The organism is Lichenihabitans sp. Uapishka_5, from assembly GCF_033947565.1.
Classification (GTDB): Bacteria; Pseudomonadota; Alphaproteobacteria; order Rhizobiales; family Beijerinckiaceae; genus Lichenihabitans.
Map to the genome: position 1 here is coordinate 187361 of NZ_JARPVX010000001.1, position 11337 is coordinate 198697.

Genomic DNA, 11337 nt, shown 5'->3' on the forward strand with positions numbered 1-11337 from the left:
GGCTCAAGCGGCCTTCGGGCGTGTCAACGACCAGCGCAAACAATCCGACTGGGTGATGGCGCCAAGGATGCGGCCATCGTGGTCGAGCACCGGGCAATAATCGGCGCCGGCGCGCAACAAAGCGTCGACGATGACGTGCACGGGATCGTCGGGCCGAGCGGCAACCGCCATCGGCGTCGCCATGGTGCCGACGGTCGTGGGCGCCAGCCGCTGATGCAGGGAACGCTGGAACAATTGTGCCGTACGACGTCCTGCCCGGATTGATCTAAGATGGCGCACGAGGGCTGACTGGTGGACCTCGCCGATGCACCAGCCGGTCGAGGACACGACCGGCAAGGCGACGCGTCCGGTGGCGGCCATGCCATCGAGCGCGTCCTCAAGCGAACTGGAGGCTGCGAGCGAATCCGGTTCGGGACGCATGATGTCCGCACATCTGTCGAGGCTCGCCGGGGTGGATCGGGACCGCTCCTGCACCTCGCTGACCAGAACGGCGAGATCGTGCCGTCCGATATCGACGATCTCGTCGTGGGCGCGGAGCGCCGACACGACGGCGGTCGTCGGGGCCTGCGTCCGGCTGGACCAACCGTGTGGATAGCGCCGCCCCGTCGCGTTGTTGAAAACGAGGGCCACAGCCAGCAGAAGAACGGAATTGATCCCCACCGGCCAGAACACGAAGCCATAGCCCGCCACACGAATTGCCGGGCCTCCCAGCACGGCCGTCAGTGCCACGGCGCCGCTCGGTGGATGCAGGCAGCGCAGCACCATCATGCAGGCGATGGCGAGAGCGCCACCGATCGCGGCAGCGGCGATCGGGTCCGGGATCAGGCGGGCGGCCGTGACGCCGACCGTGGCCGAAACGATGTTGCCGCCAAGAATCGACCACGGCTGTGCCAGCGGGCTCGACGGCACGGCGAAGAGCAGCACCGCCGACGCGCCCATCGGGGCGATCAACAACGGCAGGCTGTCACCGGGACCGACTGCGGCGCGGCTGACGAAGCCGGTCACCAGCAAGCCCAGCAAAGCGCCGACGCTCGCCCGAAGCCGCTCTGCCGCGCTGACCTCGCCGAGGTCCGGCACCAACCGTGCCAGAGCGGCGGGCCACCGCATCAGGGGGTCCAGGCGGGCGCGGGATCGTCGCGTTGCGTGGTCCGGGCACGCTCCTCGCCGACCTCGGCCAGCACGGCCCCGAGCGCTTCGCGCATGCCTTCGCCGCTGACGGCCGACAAGCAGAGCGGCGTCTTCTTGGCGGCGCGCTTCAATCGGGCGAGCTGGGTCTTCAAGGTGTCGGCATCGACGGCATCGACCTTCGACAAGGCCACGAGCTCCGGCTTGGCCGCGAGTTCGTCGCCATAGGCCTCGAGCTCGTGACGCACCGTCTTGTAGGCTTGGCCGGCATGTTCGCTGGTGGCTTCAACGAGATGCAGCAGCACCGAGCAGCGCTCGACGTGGCCGAGGAACCGATCACCGAGGCCGAGCCCTTCGTGTGCGCCCTCGATGAGGCCGGGGATGTCGGCCATGACGAATTCGCGGTCGTCGACCCTGACGACACCAAGCCCCGGCTTCAGCGTCGTAAACGGGTAGTCAGCGATCTTCGGCTTGGCGGCCGATACGGCGGCCAGGAAGGTGGACTTGCCGGCATTCGGCAGTCCCACCAGCCCCGCATCGGCGATCAGCTTCAATCGCAGCCAGATCGTCCGCTCGATACCGGCCTGGCCCGGGTTGGCGTGACGCGGCGCCTGATTGGTGGAGGTCTTGAAATACGCGTTGCCGAAACCGCCATTGCCGCCTTTGGACAGCCGCAGCGTCTGCCCGACCGTGGTCAGGTCGGCGATCAGCGTTTCCCCGTCTTCATCGAGGATCTGCGTACCCTCGGGCACCTTCAGCACCGCATCGGCGCCCTTCGCACCGGCGCGGTTCTTGCCCATGCCGTGCATGCCGGTCTTGCCCTTGAAGTGCTGCTGAAACCGGTAGTCGATCAGCGTGTTGAGGCCGCCGACGCATTCCACCACCACGTCGCCGCCCTTGCCGCCATCGCCGCCGTCGGGGCCGCCGAACTCGATGAATTTTTCGCGGCGGAACGACACGGCCCCAGCACCGCCGTCACCGGAACGGATGTAGATCTTGGCTTCGTCGAGGAACTTCATGAGGGCCACCTGGCAGGGCTTCGCCTGACCATGTGAGGAGCGGACGAGCAAAAGGACGAGATGGCTGATTTCGCAGGCCGCCCCGTTTTTGTCCACCCTGGGCTGCCAAGCCACGCGTCGCCACCTTAGGCGCCACCAATGGCGTGGGGCGCCCGCCCGACGGCATTACGGTCTCATGCAACGATCCGCGAAACCTGCCGTTGATGCTGAAACCACGACGGCAACGATCCAGCCTGAGGGTTTCGATGCTTTGCGAACGGCCGAGGCCCGTATGTCCGACACGCACTACGACGTCATCATCATCGGCTCCGGCCCGGGCGGCGGCTCCATGGCGCACCGGCTGGCGCCCACCGGCAAGCGCATCCTCATCCTCGAACGCGGCGACTACCTTCCACGTGAGCAGGCCAATTGGGATGCAAAAACCGTCTTCGTCGATGGCAAATATCAGACCAAGGAGGTCTGGTACGGCACAGACGGCAAGACGTTCCACCCCGGCCTGCATTATTATGTCGGCGGCAACTCCAAGGTTTATGGCGCGGCGCTGATCCGCTTGCGCGAACGTGACTTCGACGACGTTGAGCACAGCGAGGGGATCGCACCGGCGTGGCCGATCAAATACGCCGAACTCGAACCTTATTACGGACAGGCCGAGGCGCTCTTCCATGTGCATGGGCAATGGAAGGAAGACCCGAACGAACCGCCGCGCTCCGATGACTTCCCTTATCCGCCGGTGTCGCATGAGCCGATGGTGCAGAACCTGAGCGAAGGCTTTGCCCGCCAGGGCCTGAACCCGTTCCACCTTCCACTCGGCATCATGCTGGACGAGCGCAACGGCAAGGCCACGCCGACCAGCATCTGTATCCGCTGCAACGCTTTTGACGGCTTTCCGTGCCTGCTGAACGGCAAGGCGGATGCCCAGGTTGTATGCATCGATCCCACCGTCGCCCGGTTTTCCAATGTGACGCTGTTGACCGGTGCTTATGCGAAGCGGCTCGAGACCAACCCGGCCGGCACGGCCATCACCGGCGTGCAGGTGGTCCGGCATGGCGTCGATGAGCGCTACACCGCCGAGACCGTGGTGGTGGCCTGCGGCTCGCTGTCGTCGGCGCTGTTGTTCCTGCGTTCCGCGACCGACAAGCATCCGAATGGCCTCGCCAACCGGTCGGGCCAGGTCGGACGCAATTACATGCGGCATAATCAGTCGGTGCTGATGGCACTGCTGAAGAAGAAGAACACGACGGTGTTCCAGAAGACGCTGGGCGTTTCGGACTTCTATTTCGGGTCCGACGACTGGAAACATCCGCTCGGCCTCATCCAGATGTGCGCCACCACGCAAGGCCCGCAGATCAGCGGCGAGGAAGTGCCGGCGTGGATGACCAATTGGCTGCCCAACACCCCGTTCGACGTCATGGCCGACCATGCGCTCGACTTCTGGCTGTCGAGCGAGGACCTGCCCCGGCCGGAAAACCGCATCCTCTACGATGGTGAGCGCGTCGTGCTCGATCTGCATGAAAACAACATGGAGGCGCATCGCCGCCTGCGGGCCAAGCTGAAGGAGATCATGACCAAGGAGGGCGCAGCGCCCGTGCTGCTGGAACGCAAGCTGTATTTCGGCAAGGACATCCCGATCGGCGGCACCGCCCACCAGGCCGGGACGCTGCGCTTCGGCACCGACCCCGAAACCTCCGTGCTCGACCTCAATTGCAAGGCGCACGAGATCGACAACCTTTATGTCACGGATGCGAGCTTCTTTCCCTCAATCGGTGCCGTGAATCCGACACTGACCATCGTGGCCAACGCGCTCAGGGTCGCCGACCACCTGAAGGCCCGCATGGGTGTGGCCGATAGCCCGCAGGCCCAACCGGCACGCGGCAACAGCTACGTGCTGGGCGATCTTCAGAGAACCGTCGCGGCCTAGGTCGGCCCGGCACGAAGCCGGCCGACGATTGGATGTGGTCATGTCAAACGACTACGAAGTCTACGACGAGCGATTCAACGGTTACGTGTTGCCGAATGCGCCTCTGGTCTGCCTGGGCGACGGGTTCGGCTGGACCGAGGGGCCGGTCTGGTTCGCCGACCTGCAATGCCTGTTGTTCAGCGACGTGCCGAACAACCGGGTGATGCGCTGGACGTCTTCGGGCGGCGTCTCCGTGTTCCGGGAGCCGTCGCAATTCGAGAACGGCCATACGCGTGACCGCCAGGGCCGCCTCGTGTCCTGTTCGCATCGTGATCGCGGCATCACCCGGACCGAGCTCGACGGCACCGTGACGATGCTGGCCGACCGCTTCGACGGCAGGCGGCTGAACTCCCCCAACGATGTTGTGGTGAAGTCGGATGGTTCGATCTGGTTCAGCGATCCGCCCTATGGCATCAACACGGACTACGAGGGCGGCAAGCAGATCCAGGAACGACCGGCCACCGTATACCGCCTCGATCCAGCCGGCCGCGAGCTCAGCATCGTGGCCGATGATCTCGTCGGACCGAATGGCTTGTGTTTCTCACCCGACGAGGCGGTGCTCTACGTGGTCGAGACGGGGCGGCAGTTCGACCCGAAGGCCACGCAATATATCCGGGCGTACGATGTCGAGGCGGGATCGCAACTGCGCAACGGGCGCGTTTTCCATAGCGTGAAGCCGGGCAATGCCGACGGCATCTGTTGCGACCAGGACGGCAATCTGTGGAGCAGCGCCGGGGATGGCGTGCACTGCATCGCGCCTGACGGCACGCTGCTGGGCAAGATCAAGCTGCCGTTCACCGTGTCGAACCTGACGTTTGGTGGTCGCAACCGCAGCCAGCTGTTCATCTGCGCCTCGCACGCCCTGTTCACCATCTCCACCAACCAGCGGGGCGTCGTTTTTCCATGACGACCGGCACAACAGGCAGCAGCCACATCGAGACCGTCACACGGACAGTGCCGGACCTGGCCGTTGCGCATCAGTTTTACGCGGCCGCCTGGGGGTGCGTCAGCGAAGGCGAGCCGGTGGCGCTGTCGTCCGGCGAGCTCGATCTGCTCGACGCCACCGAGGCACGGGGCTGGCGCCAGACCCTGCGGCTGGGCCGGCAATCCATCACACTGCTGAACTTCCTGCCGCAAGGCCGGCCCTATCCCACAGGCAGCCGGTCGAGCGACCTTTGGTTTCAGCACTGCGCCGTGGTGGTGTCCGACATGGCCAGCGCCTACACCCGCGTCATGCAGGCCGGGGCGCAGCCCATCTCCGAACACGGACCGCAGCGCCTGCCTGCCAACACAGGGGGCGTCGCGGCCTTTAAGTTCCGCGATCCGACCGGCCATCCGCTCGAACTGCTGTTCTTCCCAACCGGCATCGGTGATCCGTCGTGGCACACGGCGGCGCCGCCGGTGTTCCAGGGGGTCGACCATACCGCCATCGCGGTCTCGGACGCCGACACCAGTGCCGCGTTCTACGCCGATGTACTCGCCTTCACGGTCACGGCATGCACCCGCAACGCGGGCATCGAACAAAGCAAGCTCGACGCAGTCCCGAACGACGCGGTCGACGTCGTGGCGCTACAGCCCGGCGCGTCGCCCCCGCACCTCGAACTCCTCGGCTATCGCACCGGCAGCCGTCGCGCAGCGCCCGCGGCGTCCGGCATCGATGCTGTCGCGTCGCGCACCATTCTGGTCGGCGACATGGCGCGGATCAGGGCCAGGCTGAGCGCGCGTGGTCACGCGATGCGTCAGGGCGTTTGGGATGGATCTTCGGCCTTGTCGTTCCAGGATCCGGACGGCCATCGCTGGATCTGCAAGGCAGCCGTCCGCGACTGAGGTGGCGACCCTGGGGCGTCGTCGCGGCCGGCTCAGCATTCCGGCAGGTTGACCGCCAACCCGCCGAGGCTGGTTTCCTTGTACTTATGGCTCATTTCGACGCCCGTCTGCCGCATGGCCTCGATGCAATTGTCGAGCGGCATGAAATGCGACCCGTCTCCGCGCAGCGCCAGGGAGGCGGCCGCCACCGCCTTGGTGGCGCCGATGCCGTTGCGCTCGATGCAGGGGACCTGCACCAGGCCGCCCACGGGATCGCAGGTCATGCCGAGATGATGCTCGAGCGCGATTTCTGCGGCATTCTCGACCTGCTCGGGCGTGCCGTCCAGCACGGCGCAGAGGCCCGCCGCCGCCATGGCGGCGGCTGAGCCGACCTCCCCCTGGCAACCGGCCTCGGCCCCCGAAATCGAGGCGTTGTGCTTGATCAGCCCGCCGATCGCCGCCGCGGTGAGCAGGAATTCCGGCACACGGTCGCGCCGGCCGCCGATGCAATGGTCGAGATAATAGCGGATCACCGCCGGAACGACGCCGGCGGCGCCATTGGTCGGCGCCGTCACGACCCGGCCACCGGCGGCATTCTCCTCGTTGACCGCCATGGCGTAAACGTTCAGCCAATCCGATACGACATGCGGCTGGCTGCGGTTCGAGCCGCGTTCGCGGTCGAGCTGTTGTCGGATCTGCCTGGCGCGACGCCGCACCCCTAGACCGCCCGGCAAGGTGCCTTCGTGCGACAAGCCACGATCGATGCAGCCGTCCATGGTCGACCAGATGCGGTCGAGGCCCGCCTGCACTTCGACGTCGGGCCGGGCGGCCGCGTCGTTGACTCGCTTCATGCCGGCGATCGTCAGGCCGCTCGCCCGCGCCATGCGGAGCATCTCGGCCGCGGTCGCGAAGGGATAAGGCCAAGGAGGCGGGGCCGGCTGTCCGCCGAGGATCGTCTCGCTCCGCTGATCCCGTTCGGCGGCCGTCACGACGAAACCGCCACCGATCGAATAATAGGTCTCGGACACCAGGATGGCCCCTGCGGCGCCGGTAGCATGGAACATCAGCCCGTTGGCATGGCCAATCAACGGCGGCCCGAAATCGAAAACGATATCGGAGGCGGGGTCGAAGGCGATGTCGGGCAGGTCCGCGGGGGTCAGCCGCCGGCTCGCCTGCAGGGCTGCCAAAGCATGCTCGGCCTTGTCGATGTCGAGGTCGGCCGGGCGAAAGCCCAACAGGCCCAGTGCCACGGCCCGGTCGGTCGCGTGGCCCCGGCCCGTAAAGGCGAGCGAGCCGTGCAGCGTCACCCATAGCCGGCGCACATCGTGGCGCACCTCCGAGGCTCGGAGCCGATCGAGGAAGTCCGCCGCCGCCGTCATCGGTCCCATTGTGTGGGACGACGACGGGCCGATACCGAGCTTGAACACATCGAAGACGCTGAGAAACATCGCGAGGCGCCCTGGACCATGGGACCCCTACCCTACGCCTGCGCATGATCGGCCGCGGACCGGGAAGCGTCGGCAAAGCTCCTGAACGCGACGTTAGGAGCATGGGCGCGACCTTAGCGGAGTCGGCAAGGGAGCGCGGTCACGCCCCGAGGGCGCGTGCTTCCTGCAAGGCCACCAGTTCGGGGGCCGCATGCACGTCGTCCTGCGTGATGAAAAGGCCGAGGCGCTGCGACGCGCGCCCCAGATCCTGCCGGCTCGACAGGACGGTGAGCCACGGACTGATGCAGAGCCCCAGGGCGGTCGGCGCCATCCAAAGCGCGTACCAGCCGCCACCGACCGCAACGGCGCCGCAAAGCAGCAGGCCGAACCCGATCTGCAGGCCATGGTGCCGGGCCGCCTCCAACACCGTGATCTGCCGGTCCGAACGGACCTGACGTCCCCACCCGGCGTTGCGGCCCGCCAGGATGGCCAGAACCGACCCGGCGGTGGTGATCGACAGCACGGGGTTGAGCAGCAGGGCGAAGATCTGCTCGACCGCAGCCCCGATCAGCAGCCGTCGCGCTCCGCCGAAACCCAGTCGGACACTCCGCCGCGCCAGCGCGCAGACCACGTTGAGCAGGCGCGGCAGGATCGTCAGCACGAGGGTGAGGCTCAGCAGCGCGGTTGCGGCCGCACCGCCTTCCGTCAGCCCATAGGCCAACAGACCGTAGCCTTCCGGGGCGGGCACCAGCAGCACCCGCAGGGCACCGCCGAGCACGAAAGCCCACCAGACCGGCACCACGAGATAGCCGCCGATGCCGAGACCGAGGTGGGCGCGGCTGGCTGGCTTCAGGCCCGGCCAGGGCAGCACGCGCATGTGCTGCAGATTGCCCTGGCACCAACGCCGCTCTCGACCCAGCAGGTCGAGCGTGTTGGTCGGCATCTCCTCCCAGGTCCCCTCGAAGTCCGGCAGGAGGTGCACCTCCCAGCCGGCCCGGGCCAGCATCGCGCCTTCGACGATGTCGTGACACAGGATTTCGCCCCCAAGCGGCGGCTGGCCGGGCAGCACGGGAAGCCGGCAATGGGCGCGGAACGGGGCCACCCGGAAAATGGCGTTGTGGCCCCAATAAGAGCCCTCAGGCCCTTGCCAGAAGTGCAGGCCCCGCAACGCCAGGGGTGCGTAGAGCCGCACCGCGAATTGCTGGATGCGGGCAAACAAGGTGCCGCGCCCGGCCGCATAGCTCACGGTCTGCAGCAGCCCGACCCGTGGGCTTTCCTCCATGGTGCGGATCAGGCGCCGGATGGCGCTGCCGCTCATCAGGCTGTCGGCGTCGAGCACGATGGCGAAATCGAACCCCGTTCCCTGTCGATCGAGGAAATCCGCGATGTTGCCAGCCTTGCGGCCGGCATTCGAGACGCGGCGCCGATAGGCGAAGCCGATACCGGGAAAGTCGGCCCGCACCGCCGCCGTGGCGGCCTCCTCGGCGGCCGCGACTGCGAGGTCGCGCGTATCGCTCAGCACGTGGAGTTCGATGTCGTCGCAGGTCCCGAGCCGGGCCAGCGATTGCAGCATCACCCGAACGCCGAGGAACACCGCTGCGACGTCCTCCTCGTAGATCGGCACCAGGAGCGCGGTGCGGCTACGCCCGGTGGCGACCGGCTCGACCGCGTCGGCCGTATTCTCGATGGGCGATCGCCCAGCTGGGCCGCGCAGCCATTGCACGAACCCCAGCACGAGTTGCCAGACGATGAAACATTCCCAGCCCATGGCGAGGCTGAAGGGCACCAGCAAGGCCCAGTCGACCCACCCATGCGGCCGGGCCGCCAGCACCGCGCCGCCAAGGCCCAGCACGGTGGCCGCGAGGCCGAGGCTGGGCAGTACGAGAGCGAGCCGTCGCAGGTTCAGCCGCCGCAATTCGGGCAAGGAAAGCGGCGCTGGACGGGTGTCGAGAGTCGAACCGATGGGGGTCATGGACCGTTGTACCAAGCCCCGAGCCAAAGCCCCCGTGCGACAGGTGTTCGCATGCTGACCCAAACGCATGGCGGAGCGATGCCGCCCGATGGCAGAACGGCCTCATGGCAGAGGATGCGAGCCGACCGGCAAGCCGCAAGGCGACGAGCCGTCTCATCTACGGGACGCGCGACGGGCTGCGGCATGGGCGTGTCAGAACAGCCCTGGAGAATGCCGCTGCCTGCGGCATCGATCGGAGTCTCGGCGGCCTTGGTGTGGCGCGCCCCGTCGTGCTGGTCAGCGGGTTCTGGCGCAGCGGCACCACGTGGTTGCAGGAAAGCCTGGCCGAGGCGCTGCAGGCCAAGACGGTGTTCGAGCCGTTGTCGCCGATGGAGCCGCGCCGTCGCGGCGCGATGCTCGCCATCCATCCCAACGACAGCGAAGACGTCCGGCAGGCCACGATTCCCGGTCCCGTGCCGCAAGGGGATGCCTTCTGGACCTATCTCGACCGCACCGCGACGGGCCGCATCGCCACCAGCTACCTGATGAGTTGCCGGCGCGACGTGGCCGAGTCGATGCGCCCTGTGGTCGTGTTGAAGGACGTGCGGCTGCAAGCCAACCTCGGTGGCTACCGTGAGCGATGCCGCACGCCCGTGGTGCATATCCGGCGCCATCCAGGTGCGGTCGTGTCCAGCCTGATGACGGCCGATTGGCATTGGAGCTTCGCCCGGGCGCCGCTGGCGGTGGTGTTGCCGCGGCTCGGGACCGCTTTGCCTGCGGAGCAGCACGAGGCGGCCCTTCGGTTCGACACCGACGCCCTGTCCCGAATCGTGACCTTTTGGGCCGTGACGGAGCGCATCGCAGCCGCCGCCCTGGCCGCACAGTCCTGGGGGGCGGTCATCCGCTACGAGGACTTTGCGTCCGACCCGGCCGCGACCTTGGCGGGCCTATGCGGCCGGCTCGGGCTCGTGCCGAGGCGGACAGTCGATTTCTCCCGCCCGTCCGCGACCGTGCACCCGGATGTCTTCGCGGCCCAGGCCATGCCGCCGCGCGACCGTTGGCGGGGCGTGCTATCCGAAGCCGAGGCCGACCGTGTTCTGACGATCGCCAACACGCTTTACCCCGAATGGCGCCAAGCCGGCGCCGACGACGCACCCTGAGCTTAAGGCGACATCACCATGAGTCCCGGATACCTGCCGTTCAAGGACGCGCTCGACCTGCCGGCCTTCTTTTGCGAGAATTGCGGCTTCTGGCAGCGGCACTTCACCCGGCCCGACTCCTGCCCGCTCTGCATCGATTCGCGTCACGTGATGCCGCAGCGCGGCTGGCACTTCCACACCGTGGAGGAAGCCCGGGACCGCTATCCGTGCCATTGGGCCGAGGTGGAACCCGGCGTGTGGCGCTTCTTCAACGATCCCATCGATGGCATCGGCTCCTCGGGCTACCTGATCCAGACGGCGGCCGGAAACCTCGCCTTCGAGGGGTGCGGCGTCTACAGCGAGGACGCGTTGGCTTTAATCGCGACGCTCGGCGGCGTGCAGGTGCTGGCCGCCTCGCATCCGCATTCCTATGGTGCCATCTGGCAACTGCAGGATCGCTTCGATCCCGAGCTGGCGCTGCACCCCGGCGACCTGTCCTGGTCGGGGGCGCTCTGCGTCAGCTGGCCGTTCGACGACGTGCTGGAACCCCTGCCCGGCCTCAGCCTGCACCTGACGGCCGGGCATTTCGACGGCCATACGGTGTTGTACGATCGCGGGCGACACATCCTGTTCTGCGGCGATTGCCTGAAATTCGAGCTCGATCCGGCCGACGCGCGCCGAGCCACCACGATCTCGGCCCACAAGGCCTTTGTACGCGGCATCCCGCTGACCCCCGCCGAGCTCCGCCGCTATCGCGATGTCTTTGCGGCGCTCGACTTCACCCAGACCTGGACGCCCTTCGAACAGGCCGCCAATAGTGGACGGCGGGAAGCATTGACCTTGATCGACACCATGATGGCCACCCGGCCGCATGCCTATCCGGTGCCGCTCGAGACGCTCTGACGGCGCTGCG

General features: G+C 67.2%; 9 protein-coding genes. 5 read left to right on the forward strand and 4 right to left on the reverse strand.

Annotated features, from left to right (window positions below; translation table 11 throughout):
- Window positions 1-3: 3 nt before the first annotated feature.
- Both P7D22_RS00830 and obgE read right to left on the reverse strand, forming a co-directional pair.
- Window positions 4-1107 carry an HPP family protein gene (locus P7D22_RS00830; protein WP_319932295.1) on the reverse strand — a complete coding sequence of 368 codons (1104 nt, stop codon included), beginning with the start codon at window positions 1105-1107 and terminating at the stop codon, window positions 4-6.
- A complete protein-coding gene (obgE, locus tag P7D22_RS00835) occupies window positions 1107-2144 on the reverse strand; it encodes a GTPase ObgE (RefSeq protein WP_319932296.1) in 1038 nt (345 codons plus the stop codon). The genes P7D22_RS00830 and obgE overlap by 1 nt, the downstream gene beginning before the upstream one ends.
- A 271-nt stretch (window positions 2145-2415) precedes the next feature.
- Between obgE and P7D22_RS00840 the strand changes: the two genes are divergently transcribed.
- Genes P7D22_RS00840 through P7D22_RS00850 form a run of 3 tightly spaced genes read left to right on the forward strand, consistent with a single transcriptional unit; the run spans window position 2416 to window position 5928 of the window.
- Window positions 2416-4062: a GMC family oxidoreductase gene (locus P7D22_RS00840; protein ID WP_319932297.1), complete on the forward strand. Its 1647-nt coding sequence runs from the start codon at window positions 2416-2418 to the stop codon at window positions 4060-4062.
- Window positions 4063-4102: 40 nt separating this feature from the next.
- Window positions 4103-5008 carry an SMP-30/gluconolactonase/LRE family protein gene (locus P7D22_RS00845; RefSeq protein WP_319932298.1) on the forward strand — a complete coding sequence of 302 codons (906 nt, stop codon included), beginning with the start codon at window positions 4103-4105 and terminating at the stop codon, window positions 5006-5008.
- Window positions 5005-5928, forward strand: coding sequence for a VOC family protein (locus P7D22_RS00850; protein WP_319932299.1), 924 nt, complete (start codon window positions 5005-5007; stop codon window positions 5926-5928). Before P7D22_RS00845 ends, P7D22_RS00850 begins: the two co-directional genes overlap by 4 nt.
- Before the next feature lie 32 nt (window positions 5929-5960).
- Here P7D22_RS00850 and P7D22_RS00855 read toward each other — a convergent pair whose 3' ends face one another.
- Complete coding sequence (locus P7D22_RS00855; RefSeq protein WP_319932300.1) at window positions 5961-7355, reverse strand: L-serine ammonia-lyase; 1395 nt, start codon at window positions 7353-7355, stop codon at window positions 5961-5963.
- A 139-nt stretch (window positions 7356-7494) separates the two neighbouring features.
- The gene (gene mdoH / locus P7D22_RS00860; RefSeq protein WP_319932301.1) at window positions 7495-9306 is read right to left on the reverse strand and encodes a glucans biosynthesis glucosyltransferase MdoH; all 1812 of its coding nucleotides are present in this window, start codon (window positions 9304-9306) and stop codon (window positions 7495-7497) included.
- A gap of 104 nt (window positions 9307-9410) precedes the next feature.
- On the opposite strand from mdoH, the gene P7D22_RS00865 reads away from it, so the two are divergent.
- Together P7D22_RS00865 and P7D22_RS00870 are read left to right on the forward strand one after the other, a co-directional pair.
- A complete protein-coding gene (locus tag P7D22_RS00865; protein ID WP_319932302.1) occupies window positions 9411-10445 on the forward strand; it encodes a sulfotransferase in 1035 nt (344 codons plus the stop codon).
- An 18-nt stretch (window positions 10446-10463) separates the two neighbouring features.
- On the forward strand, window positions 10464-11327 hold the full coding sequence (locus tag P7D22_RS00870; protein WP_319932303.1) for a hypothetical protein: 864 nt from the start codon (window positions 10464-10466) through the stop codon (window positions 11325-11327).
- Window positions 11328-11337: the final 10 nt, after the last annotated feature.